Origin of the sequence: Pedobacter nototheniae, assembly GCF_032678625.1 — a bacterium.
Taxonomy (GTDB): domain Bacteria; phylum Bacteroidota; class Bacteroidia; order Sphingobacteriales; family Sphingobacteriaceae; genus Pedobacter; species Pedobacter nototheniae_A.
Window position 1 is genome coordinate 199,866 of the sequence record NZ_JAVTSO010000004.1, and the last position, 17,453, is coordinate 217,318.

Sequence of the window (17,453 nt, forward strand, 5' to 3'; positions counted from 1 at the left end):
TAAAAAAACAAAGGCCGTTATGGAGTAATTCCTTAACGGCCTTTGCTGTAAGCGGTAATAGATTTATTAAAACTGAACTGAATTAAGGTCTTTATCAACTAAAAACCCATCACGCATTTTAAGGTCAAACTTAACCTTACGTTTTGCTTTTAATTTCAATATAAATAAATCGCTGTTACCTGATAAGGCTTCCTGCTTACCTAAATTCACAAATGTTGGATATAAAACTTTATCGCCATTGGTATGTAACCTGTCATTCGTCAGGTTATCCATTTGTTTAACATTTAAACTTTGAACACCAACAAAATCATAATCCTGTGGATTATAGGGAAGCGCAAAACTTAACGCGTTTACAGATTTAAGGTTTAGTCCCCTCACTTTAACTTCAACTATTTCATCCTTATTGTAAACTTGTTTTGCAGTGCTGATTTCTAATTTCCCTGCTACTTTATCCATTTTAGCATCACCTGCGCCGCCATCCAGCTGAGTGGCCACTACTGAAATATCGTAAGCATCAATCAGGTTATTTTTATTAATATCGCCATTGCTGATGTAACCTTCAAAATCTGCATCACCTTTTCTTAATCCCGTGTAGTTGGTATACGAAGTTAAATCGTTCTTATCAATTAAGCGGTCATTGTTAATGTCGCCAGGAAGATAACTTTCAGTACCCGGAACTTTAAATACATACAACTCCCGGCCAGAACCAAAACCTCCAACACCATCTGTAATTGCTAATTTAATATAACGTGCAACTGGATGGCTGGCAAAGTTAAATGTTTTAACATCTCCACTGTTTGCCCATTCAAACGGGCCTGCTTCTGTCCAGCTTTGTTTATTATTGCTGTAAAATACTTTCCCTTTTAACAAAATTCCATTTCCTCTTCCTGTACGTGGCAGATACTGGAATTTTTCAAGTTGATTGATAGATTTTAAATCAATTAACATATCAAAAGGAATTGATTTTTTGCCCCATTTGGTATGCCACATATTACCTTCATCAAAATCAAATAACTTATCGATTTCTGATTCATCCTGGTTTTCAGCTGTAGTTTCAGCAACAATGCCCTGAATGGCAAATTCTAATGGATTAGATTTTGTTGTTGCTTTTATTTCTTTCCAGTCTGAATAGCCATCTTTATTTACAGCACGCAGTTTAAAGGCATAAGCTGTTTCTGCCATTAAGCCTTCGAATAAAAGTGTGGTATCTTTAATGGTTGTATAATGCATCCCGTTAAAGTCGATCTCATAAAAATCAGCATGGTCTACCTTGCTCCAGCTTGGCTTAAGTGTATAAGCTTCTTTGTTTTTATCTGTAACAGCAGCATTAAGCGGAGTTGTTAATTTCCCTGAAGATATACGCTGTTTATCCGCTGGCTCGAATTTAAAGCCTTCTATGCTCACTTCAACTTCATTCAATGTAATATCCGTAGGTGCTAATTTTATTAAAACCTGAGGATTCTTAGCCATTACTACTTTTTCAAATTCACTTCCACGGGTTGCAAATCTGTTTAAATTTGGGGCGCTTTCATAAAAGTATACATTCTGGTTTTTCAATAAATCCTCTTTTGAATGTACTTCGGTTAGTTTAACTTTAGCATTTCCAATTTTAGCCGTCAATCTTTTAGGCTCTGCAGTAACGTTAACGATAAATTCGGTTGTTTTTTCTTTAACAAAACCTTCAAAATCTCCCTTAGCCTGATGAATGGTTACCCTTGCATCATTTTTATCCAATTCTGATTCTATTAAGGTAGCAACACCTTTCCCCAGTTTATAGGCTTCAGAAGTACCATCGTCATCATATTCGGTAAACGCCGTTTTTCCAGATGGATAAAGTTCATATTTGCGGATTCCTTTATTAATTTCTGACACATTATTGTTGGGGTTTGCCATTGGAATAATAGCGCCGGCTTTAACTAAAAGCGGTAATTTCCACAGCGGCGAGTCGAAACTGTTCAATATGCTGTTTCCAGCATATTTTTCGCCGGTAAAATAGTCAATCCAGGTACCTTCGGGTAAATAAATCCCATTACGTACATCATTCCCTTTAGCATCAGATTTTGTTTCCTGGTAAATTGGAGCCACTAAAAAATAAGGGCCATATAAATACTGATATTGCGTAGCTGCTCCTTTGGTGTATGCATTTGGATATTCCAAAAACATAGCCCTTATCATTGGCAAACCCGTTACAGCCTCTTTTGCAATGCTGTAAGAGTAAGGTATTAATTCTGCTTTAAGCTTTAAATAATTTCGGTTTATGGATGCAACAGGCTCGCCAAGTGCATGTGGGTATTTTTCGTTTGCACCCCAGCCGTCCATATTCAATTCCATTGGCGTAAAGGTTTTCCATTGAAAATCTCTTGTATTTATGATTAAATTTTTGCCACCAAAAATACCGTCCATGTCCGATGTTATGTTGGGCTGACCAGATAGGCCCGAGCCAATATAAGTAGGAATATGAAAGCGGATATATTCCCAAACGCCACCGGTTTGATCGCCTGACCAAACGCTGGCATAACGCTGGGTACCTGCCCAGCCATCTAAAGATATGATAAAGGGTCTGCTGCTGCTTCCATAATAAGACATAATCTGTGCAGCATCGGCCACACCATTAAGCCCAAAAGAATATCCTGCCCCTACCCAGGCCACATCAGTTTTAAGCACACGAACACCAGCATCCCTCACCTCTTTTATAAGGTCGCGCTGTAATAGCGGACTAATTTCTGGTTTAGGATGAAGATCTGATTGTGTCCATAAACCTATTTCTACTCCGTTTTTATGGGCATAGTCGCCCAAATTTTTAAGGTTCTGAATGTTCCCGTCTAAGGTTTCCGTTTGTCCATAACCTGCTCCATAACCATCGTTGGGCAGCAACCAGCCTAATGGCATATCATTTTTCTTATACCGATCTATAACCGCACGGGCCGAAAACTGGTAATTATTCTTTTCCCCGTTAAGAGATTCTTTTATCCCTCCGTTATCTTTTTGGCTTTCTTTATATCGTTTACCATCTTCAAACAAAATACCTTTTTCATCCTGTTTCCAGAAATCGCGGTTATAGGCATTCAAATGCCCCTGGTAAAAACCAAACTTAGGCAATAATATAGGGTTACCGGTAAGCTGATAAAAATCATTTAAAAGAGGTACCGCACCATCTCCAACCATTAAAAAGGCATCAAGATAACTTGATTCGTGCGACAGTTTTACCACACCTTTTTCTTTGGCTCCAAAATCGTAACTGCCTTTCGAAAAGGTATGCCACATAACGGCATAACCATTAGTAGACCAATAATAAGGTGTTGGTGAAGCTACCCCGCCATCGGTCCAGCTATTTTGGTTTTCAATAGAAATTACTTTTCCTTTATGCGAAAAACGTCCGTTCTGAACACCGCCACCGTAAAAGTATTCCTGTGGGTTTTCTTTTAAAAGGATTGTAACTTTTCCTTTCTCAAAACGTATAGGCGCTGTTTCTTCTAAAGCAACAGCTTTGGTAGCCTGGTTAATAATTTTTAATAAAGAAGTATTTTTATCAATCAGAACCGAAATTTTATCTGTTGTAATAATAATCTGATTGTTTTCATCGCTTAAATTTAATTTGGAAAGTGGCCTTCGGGCATTCTCTACCAAAATTTTAGCTTCCGGCCTGGCTTCAGGATCTCTAATAAAACCGCCATTATTATCCTGGAAAATCCTGAATATGTTTTCACCATAAAAATCTAAGGTCAATCGTTGATGGTCTGATAATGAAACTTCGATTGTTGTCGAATTAATTTTCTTAGCACCAATTACTTTTTGAGTTTGCTGCTGAACCGTTTTTACAGGGTTTATTTTTTGAACAGCAAATAATGGCGAAGAGGAAATAAATAAAGGAATGGCAAGCGCAAGCAGAGTTGCCTTTTTTTGGTTAGAAGTCAAAAACATTTTCGTCATACGGATTTAGGCAAATTCTCTAATTTTGTTAAGAGAATTTTGTTGAATTGAGCTAATCTAATTATTATAAAAGATTTGTGTCTGCAAAATCATAGCGCAAACGTTTGTGCTGAAACAAATTTTAATAAAAAAACCACCTCAACTCACGGAATGAGGGAATCTAATTTTATTTTATTAAAAATTAAGCCCTTCTCTCTGTTCTTTCTCTTCTGGTAAAGAGCCTTTTTCCAACGATTTAATAATACTCTCTGATGCCGCTTCACAAAAATCAATACCCGAATAGTCGGGATTATAGCCACCAATGTAAGGCACGGCCATAATGTAAATTCGCTTATTGGCTTCGCCTTCTTCTTCAACAACCTGAAATGCGTCATTTATTGTAATTCCGGGTACCCTTAGATAATACCCATCAGTGTCTTTTTCCACCTGTTTATTCCCTCGTTCCATTTCGGCACTCCCTTCTTTTGCCGAATTAAACTTTAAGCGTGCAGCGCTTACCGTTTTCCCTTTTAGCAATCCGTTAAAAGGGAAATCTTCAAAAGATAAATGTGGTTGTCCTACGCAATCAATAAAAGTATCAAAGTGTACTTTAACCTTTTCATCACATTCGTTAGTGTATAAATAACTCGCTCCACCTTTAATTTCAGGTTCTATTTCACTGTCATCGCCAACCGAAACCAATTCGAGCAAGCCCGCATCGTGCAGCGCCATTAACTCCCTGCAAGAACTTTGCGGTACAAATGCAATAACCAAAGAAATTAAAGGCATTAACACTTTTTGCAGTCGCTGCATGTCTTCTGCCGACAGGTACTTAGCCGGATAATTCATGGCAAAGCTTAATACGGCAAGCATTTCTTTCCAGTAAATAGACTCTCTTTTTTTTATAGAACGTTCTGCTTCTGCGTATTCTTTTTTAAAAAGTTCAAACGGATCTTCTTTCTCTCGTAAATTCATCATCGCTTCTACAAAAGTTTCAATGTTCATATCCTTAATCAGCTTGTAAAAAGCAGGTTCTTTGCTGATAAACATTTTTTTAAAATTCTGATCAAACACATAATCCAAAGAGAGGAAACCGTTGTTATCGGCAATATTGGCTGCAATTTCAGCTTTACTTAAAGTAGCATCTTTACCCAAATGAGAATCTTCCAAATGAAAGCGAATAGCCGGTAGTAGGCCATTTCTTGAATGCATAATCATTTTAAATCCTTCACTATCCCGATCCGGCTGAAAACATAGTTTACCATCATTGCCCTCATAAAAATCTCCATTTTGGCGGGCCAGCGTCCTAACTGCATCAATAGCCGTTAGCGATGCACCTTTTAATCCAACCTGGTGGTTTAGTTTTAAGGCTAACTTTTTTGGTGGATATGGGGAATCAAAATAGCCCGGAATTTTACCTTCGTATTTTTTTGGCCAGTTGTGCCCGATACAAATTACAGCAACATCAAAATAAGCATTTTTCTGACCTTCCACCACAATTTCGACCTTATCCTGTTTAGGCAAATCAATAAGATCAAGCACATTAGAGTTTAAATGAACCTTAACAGGTATGGACTGCTTATCCGCAAGTTTTTTTAATAAATCGAACTGTGCAGAAAGGTACTCACCAAAAAACAGCCTCGGTAAAACCTTATATTCATTAAATTTTTCGGGAATAATATTAAAGCGTTTTAAGAGCGGCTCAGGCGCTACTTTTACCCATTCGTTAATGTGGTTAAAAATAGTCGGAATTTCATTATCCGAAACATTTGTAATGTGCTCATCATTGGCACCTTCTGCACTATATGGCATGCCCATACCGAGGTGCTGTTTACGCTCAAAAATTTCGATTTCATAATCATTACGACCAGATTCGATCAATCTTTTAAACATAAAAAGCCCGCTGGGACCGCCACCAAGAATTGCGATGCGTTTTCTAACCATATCTATTTTAATGTGTACTGGAACTAAAAATCAATGTTCTGTGCTGGCTTTCTTTTGCCAAGTTCATTTTCAATCCTGAGATATAATCCATAAAAACGGTAATTGTTTTAAAAATTAATTCAATTATTTATAATATGGTATAAAAAGTCTTTTCAGAAACCAATTGCAAAGAAATGTGTTTATAAATTTCAGTATTAATTTAAAGGGTAAATTAGAGTTAACAATAGATTATGGAGCATAGCCAGGCACAATTAAAACTTTACCAGTTATTATTAGGTTCAAAGGCACCGAAACGAAATGTAGAACAACATGATTATTTTTTCGGAATTGCGGCTTCACTTAAAGCGCTTGTTCCACAAATTAAAGCATTTTGGCCAGAAGCCGGATCAAGTATACATGTGGATGGTTGGCGGGAAGTAAATGTGGTAGACGGTTACCAAATTAGTATTGTACCAAGAGCACAGGTAGAAGAAATACCCAATCGGCATTTATTTTTCATCAACCTGGGTGGCTACCAGGAAAACAAACTGGAAGAACAGCATTATACCATTTTAACTGTTCAGGAAAATCGTGTATTAGCCGTACAAAGCGCTAAGAAGACTGTATTTTTTAAAACTAATTCTTTAAAAGGTGCCAACGCCCATATTGATGAGAAATATGGGATAGATGTGGATGACATATATAAAATGGAAGATATTTTAGATGACGAATTAAAAAAAAATTATCGCATTCAGATAAAACCAGCTGAAGGTTTGCCAGAGGATCAGATTCATTTGGGATATTTTAAACTGGACAAGCTATAAAACAATCCATGCAACCTTTTTAACTGTTTTTTCATCTTCTTTTAAATCTATAAATTGAAGATGAAAGTTACATCCCATTCTCCGCAAAAAAGTACAGGCCAAACAAGTAAAAGCAAGGCCATCCTTTTTACTTTACTGGCAGCAGCAGTATTAGTGGCTGCTTTACAAATCCGAGATCTTACGCCTTTTCTTGGTTTTAAAATCCCTGGCTTTCCAATTGAATTTGGTGGCGCCATTATGGATAATTTATTAGCAGTAATGCTTGTGGTAGTTACGGCGTTTTTATTGATCAATAAAAATAAATCGGGCTTAATGCAAGCTTTGGGCTTCCGGTGGAATGGTTTCAGGGGACCTTTGCTGGCCTTAGTTGCTACCCTCCCTTTTTGGATCGGACTATCTGTGCAGGCGAAAATCGCTACTGATTTAGAATTTAAAAGTTTCTTTTACTTATCTTTTTTATTTCCATTTGCCGAAGAAATTGTATTCAGGGGATTTGGTTTTATTTTTACACGTAAAATTCTGGGTTGGTATTTTGTTGCTGCTGTATTATTTCAGGCTATTATTTTTGGTGGAATACATTGGCTTAGCCTTGGTGCCAATGGCGGCATTGCTTTACAGGTTTTCTGGATTACCTTTTTTGGCGCCATTTTATTTGCAATTCTTAATGCCTTAGATGGATATACTTTATGGAGCGGGCTCTTATTTCATATTTCTTTAAATGCGGCTTGGAATGTATTTACCGTATCTGATACCGCAGCAACAGGCTGGCAGGGAAATGCCTTAAGGTTATTTAGTGCTGTTGCTGTACTGTTGCTGTTTAAATACCTGATGCCTAAAACCAAGGCCGAGGTTTTAAAATGAGGCAATTATAAATAATTAAAAGCACCTGCTTATAGTCTTATTTGAATGTCAACTGATTTATAAAAATTTATTTCCCCAACTGTTTTTCTAAAAATTTTTCCAGTTGTAGGTTGTCAAAATCTCGTTTAATCACCCTGCCTTTTGAATCAAGAAGAATTGTTGTGGGAAAGTTTCGGATTAATAGTTTCTTGGATTCTTCACCATTTTCATCAAGATAATGAAGCCAGTTTAATCCATATTCTTTAATTCTTTTTTCCCAAAGCGCTTTTTCACTGCTTTTATCTGTAGAGATGCTTACAATATTAAAACCCTTTTCTCTGTACTTGTCAAATATCTTTTTTAGCCCTGGGTAAGATTCGAGACAAGGTTTACACCTGCTAAACCAAAAATCTACAAGCGTAAACTTTGCTTTAGGGATTATTAAAGATTGCGTTGTATATTCGGTATTCTGAACTTTTATACTTGGAAAAACTTTTTGTTCTTTAATCAGGATGTTTTTAAAGTCATCATTTAGGGTGTTCCAAATATAGCCTGATTTAATTTCTTTTGAGAATAGATTAAGTATTTCTTGCCGGGTAATGCTGTGGCCAAAACGCATAAATCTGTTTACCAGTTCCCAAAGGGCTACATAAGATGAAGGATGCAACTGCACATAAGTATGCAATAAGCTATCAAAGCCTGTTTCTTTACTGCCCTCAAATTTCTCTACCTCATCACTTGTGTATTTGCTCCCGGTTTTTTTCGCAAAAATAAACGGTATAAATTCATGTTCATATTCTGTATTTACCATTCCATTTATCGTAACCTGATCATTATTGCTCAGGTCGGTACGTATGTTTGTTGTACTCCTGTCGATAAAATATCTTCCGGCCCGCCAAATCAGCTGGTTTCTATCACTTAACAGAACCATTCTATACATCATAGGTTCGTTAAAATGCTTTCTTAAACGATAATTCCCTTCTTTAACTTCAGCAGCAAGCGTATTTCCTTTAAAATATTTAGATGCAAGCTGACCACCGAAAAAGAAAACAGAATCACTTGGCTGGGTAAATCCAACCATTTGTCCCGTAATTAATTCCTCATTTTTTGGATTCTCCTGCGCTGAAATAACACCACACACTAAAACCAATAGACCTGTTAAAAAAAAACTCTTCATTGACTAAAATAATTGATTTCGACAGCACTTTACAGAACCATCGAAATCTTTTGATTTAAATACTTTCCTCGGTGGTTGCATAGCAACAAGTATTGCACACCCGGTCAGTTGCACAACCTGTTGAACATCCATCTGTTGCATAACAATCTCCAAAATTCGCGCCGCCTAAAACTTTTTTAAGCTCATCCCTTGTTAAGGTTTTAAAATTTCCTTTCAGTTTTGTTTTCATAATTATTCTTTTTAGTCGTATTCTTAGCTGTTGCTACTAAGAGAAGTATAACTACACAGGAACAACATTGCAATCAGGCAATCCTGTATAACTAAAGTAAGCATTTGATTTTGAAATCAGAATTATGTAACACATTAAATATAAGCACAAAACGATTTCTAAAAGACATAAAAGCCCTCTGCTGCTTAAAAGCTTAAATAATGCATTTAATAATCCTAATTTAGCCCGATATACATTTACACAAGATGAATAGATTTTTTGCGACCATTATTGCTTTATTGTTTTTGACTGCTACAGCTTCAGCACAAATCCGTAAATCCAAAGCTGCAGACCAAGGCAAGCCTTTTATACTGGGTAAAATAGAGGAAATTCAATCAAAAGAATTAGCCGAAAAAAGAATTTTAAACATCTATCTCCCGGAAGGTTACGAGGAAAGTGATACCACAAAATATCCGGTAATTTACTTGCTCGATGGTTCTGCGGATGAAGATTTTATTCATATCGTTGGACTTGTACAGTTTAACAGCTTTGAATGGATAAACCAGGTACCCAAATCAATTGTTGTAGGTATTGCAACGGTTGACAGGCGCAGGGATTTTACATTTCCGACCAACATTGAGGCCGATCAAAAAAAATATCCAACCACCGGGCATTCTGATCGGTTTATTGCTTTTATCGAAAGAGAATTACAGCCCTATATTCAAAAAAAATACAAAACAAATCTTTCTAAAACCATTATAGGACAATCATTAGGAGGACTTTTAGAAACAGAAATTTTATTAAAAAAGCCAACGCTTTTCAATAAATACATTATTATAAGCCCAAGTTTGTGGTGGAATAATGGTTCGTTATTAAGTGAAAATCCAAAGTTTTTACAAGCCGGTTTTAATCAGCAAACTGATGTTTATATTGGTGTTGGCAAAGAAGGGCTTACACCTACTGAAAAGCCCAGGGTAATGGAGGTAGATGCAAATTTGCTGGCTGAAAAGATAAAAAGTGTAAAGACTAAAAATGTGAAAGTATATTTTGATTATTTACCCGAAGAAAACCATGCAACGATTATGCATCAGGCGGTTGCAAATGCATTTAAGTTTTTATATCCAAAATTACAGGAATAAACAGGAAAAATCTTCTGAGTTAAACGCTTAATGCTCCACGAAAGCCTCTTACTCCATAATATGATTGTGCGCCATTGTGGTATATAAAAACGGTACCATAGCGGAAATCTGCAAAAATTGCACCACCAAGTTTTCGGATATTAGCAGGCGTTTGCAACCAGCTCGACGTTTTTGTATCGAATGGAGCAAGTTTTTGCAGGTTTCTATATTGTTCTTCCGTTAAAAGCTCAATGCCCATTGCGGCGGCCATATCAATTGCATTATTTTCGGGCCTATGTTCTTTTCTGGATTCCAGTCCTTCTCGATCGTAGCAAGTACTTCTCCGCCCTTTAGGGCTTTCAGCCGAGCAATCGTAAAAAATATATTCGTCTGTATGGATATTATAAGCTACAACATCTGGCTCTCCACCCGTTCTTTCCATCTCATTAATTGACCAAAGTTTTTCTGGGTTTGCTTCCAGTTTAGCTGCTACAGCTTCCCACTTTATATCTTTATGGAAGCTGCTATTTTTCTTAAAACGGGCCTTTAACTGGCTCAGTAATTCTTCGTGCAGCGCTGCAGGCAGTTCCTTTTTAATATTCATTTTTGTTTCCATAATTTATTTGTAAACCAAAAATAATATAATCTATTCAATTTATACCTTGTTTTCCAATTCGGCTAAAATCCCTTTAATTTTAAACTATAATCCTTATTTTAAAACAGAAATTTCCTCGTCAGATAGTATTTTATTCCAAATCTGCAACTCATCAAGCTTTCCTTTAAACCCACCTACAGTTTGCAACGGAAAAAATAAGGTTTCAGATTTCCGCATCTTTGTTTTATCCTTGTCTGTAAACACAATCCAGTTGTCGATCAATCTCTTTTCAGGTTTGCCATTTATAAAAAGACTGGTGCCTTTACTGGTACCGGTAATGACTACATGAGTCCAGGTATTCTCAGGTACCGTGTACCCAAAATCGATATCATAACCCTCTCTTGAAAATCCAAGTTTACCGGTACCTGCCTGTTTTAATTTAACAACGGCATTAGGCGATTTAAACAAAACTGCATCATTTAAATTGTTAGAAGGATTTATCCAGAAAGATACGGTATAATTATATCCAATTTCAGTATAAGGCAAACTTGCAATGCTATTTTTCCCTGAAAATGCCAATGCATTCTGCAGGTATCCTTTTGAATAAAGGGCGTTTGTTATCCGCACTCTTTTATCTTTACCATCAAATCCGAAACGGGTTGTAAAAGGCACGTTATTTTTAGTTATTTCTCCCCTCATATTTAACGATGGTCCTTCCCCAATTTCTTTGCTTAACAAATTAAAATCATCAAATTTTAAAGCAGTCTCGGTTCCGGCCCACATTTTTTGTGCTAAAACCTGCATAGCCGGAAATACCCTGTCGTTTACATCTTTTTCTGTATATCCGTTGCCCACAATATCATTCCATACGGCAAAAGAGCCACCTAAAATAGTGGGATCACCCGCCGGGAATTTCACATTCCCGATCATAGAGGGTGTCCATTGATTATAAATATTTTTAACATCCAGGTAATCAAAATAATAACCTGCTCCCGGCACAATATACAACCATCCATCAGGTGTACTAATTTGCTTATAGCCAAGTTTTTTCATTTCTACCGGGTTGGCGTAACCATTATACCAGGTATTCATGGTTACGTTTTCAACTTTTACAGGCGTATTGCCTTTTGCATGCGTTAATGCACCCCACAGGCGTACATCTTTTCCAAAACCTTCAACATATTTAATCATATGATCTGTAAAAGCCCTGAAAACTTCTGCATCTTTTTTGGCATACTCATCTGTACCAATGTGAACGGTTTTACCCATAAAAACAGGATCACTTCCAGACAGGTATTCTTTAAATACTTTTTCCATTACAGAATAAGTAAGTGGATTATGAAGATCAAGATGGTCCATTCCATAGGCTTTGCTTCCAATTTCGGGAACCACTTTGGTAAAAGCAAGTGCGTGTGCCGGCGCATCAATTTCCGGAATAATCTGCACGGCATACTGATTGGCTAAGACTTGCAAATCCATAAATTCTTTTTTGGTGTACGAACCGTCTTTGGCAGTAAGCCCCGGGTAAGTTGTATTTTCTAAACGGAAAGCAGAGTAGGTATCGGCCCAGTTATCATTGAAATATTTTTTAAAGCCATTATCGTTTAAATGAATCTGAAAATCATTCATTTTATAATAGGACATCAATTTTACATAATCTTTCAAAAACTGTAAACTGAAAAACTTTCTTCCTACATCAAGTACAAATCCACGGACTTTAAATTCGGGGTAATCTCTTGCCAATCCTTTTGGAATGCCTTTTTTCTGCTCTAATAGTTGCAATAAAGTTCTTGTACCCCAAAATAGTCCCTGATATTTTATAGCAATAATTGTAATGTATTCTTCTGTATTAAAATAATATCCTTCTTCGCCTATGCTCTGATCAGCGGCAGACAGTGTTAGAAAGATATCCCCTTTTTTCGCTTTCCCTTTTACAACCGGCAAATTAAAGCCGGATTGCTTTTTTAAATCTTCCTTTAAAATATCTGCTGCACTTTGTAACTGTTTTTCATCTGCCGGATTTAAAACGATTCTGCTGGATGCAGTTAAAAAAAAGTCGCCGTTACCCCCATGCCATTCGCGTAAAGCAGGGATTACGAAAGGCTGCCCGTTGGTACCTCCATTGGAAAATTTTCCAGGAACAGTAACTTGTTTTGAAACATCATATTTAAGGGTATCGTTTGCCTGACTAACCAGTTGAAAATATAAATTTACTTTTGTTGCAACGAGTGGCGTTGTAATTCTTCCTGATTCATCTATAATTGGGTTATGATCGCTTCCTTTTAATATTAAAAGATAACCTTTTGGGCTATCCGGAAAAACAATTTTTCTGTCGCCAGTTTTAATCTCTTTAATATCAGACACAGATTGAACAACCGTACTGTCTGTTTGTGCGAACAAAAAATGAGATTTAAGGATGAGTAAACCAATAACTATTAGCGTTTTTTTCATAACAATAGGCACTAACTTTCTAAACGTAGTGACAATAAATTTATAATATTCCATTTACCTTTAGCTGCGCAAACGTTTGTGTAATTTATAATGCTGCTGTATCAAAAACAGAAAAGACCAAAATCATAAGATTTTAGTCTTTAAAGTCCTGAATGGAAACAAACAGGATAAACTATAATTTTTGTAGAGGTTTAGGTCGACTCTCCCAGCGCCTTATTAAAATAATTTAAAGCCAACCGACAGGTTAAATAAACCAGATTTTTCATCCAATCCCTTATTAATTTTAGTAATTCCCCTGCTATATTTAGCGTCTATAGTAATATTACCAATATCAACTCCTGCATTGATTACGCCACCAAAATTAAGTTTTTTGTAATCAAATCCGCTTGGTCCTTCAGCCTTATTAAGTGTATAGTTAACATCAGGTCCGGCAGAAATCCTGAAGTTTAAAGCTTCAGTATTAATCAGTTTATAACCAACCATCAGCGGTAAATTTACCTGATGAAATTTAGGTGTGTACGTATTGGAAGCATAAACGTATGAGCTTTTAAAAGTTACATAATTTAATTCGGGCTGGAAATAAAGCGAATTACCCACTCGGGCAAATGCACCAACATTATAGCCAACTTTCCCTTTTTTATCTGTTATCCCTTTTAGGCTTGTTGGTAATGTTGCATAGTTTAAACCCGCTTTTAAACCAAATACGACGTCTGAATTCTGTGCTTTTACAGTGCCTGCCGTTATCGCCATAACTGCAATAAATAAATAAAACTTGTTTACTTTCATAATTTTTGTGTTGAATAATGGATGTTTTTTTTGTTATTTGAAAGTATGACAACTACAAATGCCTTTACCCCTATCTACAAAAAAAATATAATTCAACCTTAAAAACTATATATACCACATAATTGTGATATAAAAATTCTTTGTTAGATTTGTAAGACTCATAAACACATACCTATTTGGCAAAGAACTTGATTTAAATAAAGTCTTTGAACAGTACTGTTTATCCATTCAAATTGCGCTTAAATGAAACTATTGATAAACTTATTTGCATTGCTTATGCTTACAACAGCTTTATCAGCACAAAACACCAACCAACACATGAATTATAAAAAATATGCCGGGCGATATGGCAACAGTTCGGGCGTATGCCTTTTTGATGATGGAAAGTTTTTGCTTTACGGTTATGCCACAAGCGTATTTGGCAGTTATAACGTTGAAAACAATCAACTTTTATTTTATCCGGATCAGCAGGAATTGTTTAATGTATTTGCGCATCAGAACAAAAGCATTGGTAATAACACAAGAATAAATTTTGTCGGTTTTGAAAGAACTGGAAAAACTTACATTCGGTTTGATAAAGAAAATACGTATAAAATATTTAATGATGGAGCCAATTGCTTTAACTCCCCTTTTGTTTATGAAAGAGCAAAAACACCGGCAAGCTTTGCATTATTAGCATTAATAGAAGATTCGAGAGACAAAAGTAAGACCAACAATTTATGGCACTATACCAACGAAAATGGTTATAATGATTTTATTTTGGTATATAATGCGCCTAAACGTGAATATGAAAATTTTATCGGAATAGTTTCTGCTGGTGCGGATGGTGAAGTTTTAAAACTCTCTAATTATGGTGGAGATAAGGGTTACGGGAAACAAAAAAAGAACAAGGATGAAGAAAAACAGATGTCGGAAATTCTGGAATGGAAAAACCAATATGATCAATCAAAAGGGGCCCAAGAAAATATAATTTTTGCCAACAAACATTATAATATTTTTCCAGAACCTGACACCTTAAATTATCAGTACAATCAAACATTAAATCAATACGTCAGTATCCATGATAAGGAAAATGAATCTTATTACCAGCAAAATCAATATAAAGACAACCTTTACCTAAGTAAATATTTAAAATTACAGCCACAAACCAAGGAACACATAAATTCCATTAAAAGCAATATAGCCATTGAAAGTATCTTTTTTTCCACTTGCGGCGAAGGTTCAGAAAAGTCGTATCACTATAACGGCTTCGAAAAGCATAAGGCAGAAAACATGCCAATGCCAGTTAAAATGGAACCTGTAAAAATTATGCCGGATCATAAAAAGGGCAATAAATAATGTATTGAAATGATAAAAAAACGGGCAACCAAGGTAAATTTAGCCCTTCATGTTTTTTTATTTTCCACAAGCTGGGACATATATATGGGATTGATTTTCCCTTTTGCAGTTTTTTAATGTTATTCAATTGCTTATCTTTTCAATTGATATTTTTATTATGCACAGCAAATAAACCTAAACTTTTTTTAATTTAAATGAATAATAAAGTATAGATAAGAAAATTGAAACTCTGTAAACAATAAAATGCTCAAATCCCACAAACTATCATGATAAAGCCCTTACTAATTATATCTCTAATTTTAATAACCTCCTTCGCAAATGCTCAGCCATTCAACTTAAAATCGGTAGGCGAACCTAAAGCATTCGGCCTTAAAATTTACTTTGGCACGGCGGGCAAAGGAGCTTTTGTACAATACAATGGTCAAAAAGGCATTATTCCTTTACAAGTAAAAAGTTATATGTTTGATACTGCAGGACGCAGAAACAACAAGCCAGATGTTGCTGTTTATCAATGGGATGAGATTATAAACGGACAGATTACAGGAAATTATGGATTAACAATTAAGCAGGATGAGGCGTCTGCCATCTGGTACCTTCGTAAAAAAGATGGTAAACGTTTTTTATTTACCTCAGTTAAAGAAAAAACAGAAAATTTAGATGGGAAAGATAAATACCTTTTACATGGAGCTCTGCTCAGTTTCAATCATTCTAATGATGATTTATTAAACATAAATTACTCCAACCAAACGAAAAAAGCATTAACATTACCCGGTTTTGATAACCCCAATTATACAAGACGGAGCATTATTGCCGACTACAATTTTGATGGATATGATGATATTGCATTTTCAATACCTGATGCCGGGATGGGTGTTTACCACACTTTTAGCATTTTACTCTACCATTCAAAAACTAAACAATTTGTTAAACTGCAGGAACCTGATTATGCTAAATCCAATTGTTCTTGCCTATGTGATATTTCTATAGACAGTAAAAAAAAGCTGCTGTATAGCGCTTGTCGTGGTGCAGCCAGCTGGTGGAAAGATACTTATCGGTTTAACGGTGAAAATAAATTAGTGCTTGTGAAATGACACATCGGTTATTCAATTCTTTGGCTTTATTACCATACCAAATCATCGGTGACAACACCAACAATAAGTTTTATCCCTGATACTGGTTATTGATTTTTTGCTCGGGCTTGTGACAAAATAAATATAAGCAAGTTAAGAATTCCCCATTCTAAAGGTTTCATTAGCAAATAAGTTAAATTAGACATTTGCTCACTGTTGATTTTTTTGGAAAGATTATAGCCGTATTTATCGTAATTGCGACGGATGAATCTATGAAGCCGGGGTGAAAAATCCTGTACCATTTCTTCAAAGGCGTTAGCGATTAACAATTGCCGGTTTACAATTATAGTATTTCCATGCCTGTTGCCAAACCTTAAAGGTTTTACAATTTTTGGATTTCCTGATGCCGCTACTGTGCATAAATAATGTCCTTTATGATCTAATATTGGTGGATGCATCTGTTGAGAAAATCGCCAGGTTGTGGTTTCTGTAAATACTTTAATAAGCGAGTTCGAATCTTGCCCAAACAGGATCAGAATAACGGTTACAAGCAGTAGCAATGGAGCAGTTACGATGATAATCCATAGGGGTGAATTACATTTGTTCGCCAAGAAAAGATTTAACGTAGCTAATGTTTTATTGGAATACTTTTGTTCAGTTGCGGCTAAGGCTATTAATAACCTGAACAACCAGTATTATTGAAATAAATAGACTTAAGGTTGGGGCAAATAAGAAGAAAAAAATATGCTCGGATTTGTCATACCCATCAATGCTGCTGGTATCATGTTTAGTAAGTTGCAATAAGACAACTATGCTAAGTATAATCCCAATAAAGATAAAACCCAACGATAAAACTTTTGTTAATGGAGGCAACTTATGCCCTCTTGTCCAAACGAGCAATAACGAAACATTAAAAGCTGCAAAATAAAACCCTAAAGTAATAATATGTTTGCCACCAAATAGAATATAACAATCGCCATCAATAGGATCAATGGCTTGATAATAGTCGTTTTTATGCGTTAACAAGCCTATAAAAAATAAGCCTAAGGAAAGAACATATACAACAGCCAGAATGATTTCTGGAAATGAGCTGTCTTTTTTGATCTTTTTAAACATAAAAACTGTAAAACAGATTACAGCTGAGAGACATAATAATGCGTAAACAAAGATCATGGTTTATTTTTTATTTCAACATCAAGTTTCTTAACCTATAC

At 35.7% G+C, this 17,453-nt stretch carries 14 protein-coding genes; 5 read left to right on the forward strand and 9 right to left on the reverse strand.

Annotated elements, in window-relative coordinates; translation table 11 throughout:
- Nucleotides 1–66: 66 nt before the first annotated feature.
- Nucleotides 67–3,930, reverse strand: coding sequence for a TIM-barrel domain-containing protein (locus tag R2Q77_RS13630; protein ID WP_316804279.1), 3,864 nt, complete (start codon nt 3,928–3,930; stop codon nt 67–69).
- A gap of 174 nt (nt 3,931–4,104) precedes the next feature.
- Complete coding sequence (locus R2Q77_RS13635; protein WP_316804280.1) at nt 4,105–5,853, reverse strand: FAD/NAD(P)-binding protein; 1,749 nt, start codon at nt 5,851–5,853, stop codon at nt 4,105–4,107.
- Between the two features lie 230 nt (nt 5,854–6,083).
- Here R2Q77_RS13635 and R2Q77_RS13640 point away from each other — a divergent pair, with 230 nt between their 5' ends.
- A complete protein-coding gene (locus R2Q77_RS13640) occupies nt 6,084–6,656 on the forward strand; it encodes a DUF1543 domain-containing protein (protein ID WP_316804281.1) in 573 nt (190 codons plus the stop codon).
- Nucleotides 6,657–6,716: 60 nt separating this feature from the next.
- Nucleotides 6,717–7,517 (forward strand): CPBP family intramembrane glutamic endopeptidase, encoded by an 801-nt coding sequence (locus R2Q77_RS13645; RefSeq protein WP_316804282.1) that lies wholly within the window; start codon nt 6,717–6,719, stop codon nt 7,515–7,517.
- A gap of 67 nt (nt 7,518–7,584) precedes the next feature.
- On the opposite strand, the gene R2Q77_RS13650 is transcribed toward R2Q77_RS13645, so the two are convergent.
- Both R2Q77_RS13650 and R2Q77_RS13655 read right to left on the reverse strand, forming a co-directional pair.
- Nucleotides 7,585–8,673 (reverse strand): TlpA disulfide reductase family protein, encoded by a 1,089-nt coding sequence (locus R2Q77_RS13650; RefSeq protein ID WP_316804283.1) that lies wholly within the window; start codon nt 8,671–8,673, stop codon nt 7,585–7,587.
- Nucleotides 8,674–8,728: 55 nt separating this feature from the next.
- Complete coding sequence (locus R2Q77_RS13655; RefSeq protein WP_316804284.1) at nt 8,729–8,902, reverse strand: ComC/BlpC family leader-containing pheromone/bacteriocin; 174 nt, start codon at nt 8,900–8,902, stop codon at nt 8,729–8,731.
- Between the two features lie 245 nt (nt 8,903–9,147).
- Between R2Q77_RS13655 and R2Q77_RS13660 the strand changes: the two genes are divergently transcribed.
- Complete coding sequence (locus tag R2Q77_RS13660) at nt 9,148–10,020, forward strand: alpha/beta hydrolase (RefSeq protein ID WP_316804285.1); 873 nt, start codon at nt 9,148–9,150, stop codon at nt 10,018–10,020.
- Between the two features lie 19 nt (nt 10,021–10,039).
- Here R2Q77_RS13660 and R2Q77_RS13665 read toward each other — a convergent pair whose 3' ends face one another.
- The 3 genes from R2Q77_RS13665 to R2Q77_RS13675 form a co-directional block, all read right to left on the reverse strand.
- Nucleotides 10,040–10,615: a DUF4256 domain-containing protein gene (locus tag R2Q77_RS13665; protein ID WP_316804286.1), complete on the reverse strand. Its 576-nt coding sequence runs from the start codon at nt 10,613–10,615 to the stop codon at nt 10,040–10,042.
- 93 nt (nt 10,616–10,708) lie between these two features.
- Complete coding sequence (locus tag R2Q77_RS13670) at nt 10,709–13,045, reverse strand: family 20 glycosylhydrolase (RefSeq protein ID WP_316804287.1); 2,337 nt, start codon at nt 13,043–13,045, stop codon at nt 10,709–10,711.
- Between the two features lie 216 nt (nt 13,046–13,261).
- Entirely contained in the window at nt 13,262–13,831 is a 570-nt protein-coding gene (locus tag R2Q77_RS13675; protein ID WP_316804288.1) for a porin family protein, read from the reverse strand.
- 243 nt (nt 13,832–14,074) lie between these two features.
- Between R2Q77_RS13675 and R2Q77_RS13680 the strand changes: the two genes are divergently transcribed.
- A complete protein-coding gene (locus R2Q77_RS13680; protein ID WP_316804289.1) occupies nt 14,075–15,169 on the forward strand; it encodes a preprotein translocase subunit SecD in 1,095 nt (364 codons plus the stop codon).
- A 266-nt stretch (nt 15,170–15,435) separates the two neighbouring features.
- Nucleotides 15,436–16,260 (forward strand): XAC2610-related protein, encoded by an 825-nt coding sequence (locus R2Q77_RS13685; RefSeq protein WP_316804290.1) that lies wholly within the window; start codon nt 15,436–15,438, stop codon nt 16,258–16,260.
- A gap of 86 nt (nt 16,261–16,346) precedes the next feature.
- Here R2Q77_RS13685 and R2Q77_RS21040 read toward each other — a convergent pair whose 3' ends face one another.
- Nucleotides 16,347–16,928 (reverse strand): DUF6688 family protein, encoded by a 582-nt coding sequence (locus tag R2Q77_RS21040; protein WP_410479282.1) that lies wholly within the window; start codon nt 16,926–16,928, stop codon nt 16,347–16,349.
- The gene (locus tag R2Q77_RS13690; protein WP_316804291.1) at nt 16,894–17,412 is read right to left on the reverse strand and encodes a DUF6688 family protein; all 519 of its coding nucleotides are present in this window, start codon (nt 17,410–17,412) and stop codon (nt 16,894–16,896) included. The genes R2Q77_RS21040 and R2Q77_RS13690 overlap by 35 nt, the downstream gene beginning before the upstream one ends.
- Nucleotides 17,413–17,453 lie beyond the last annotated feature (41 nt).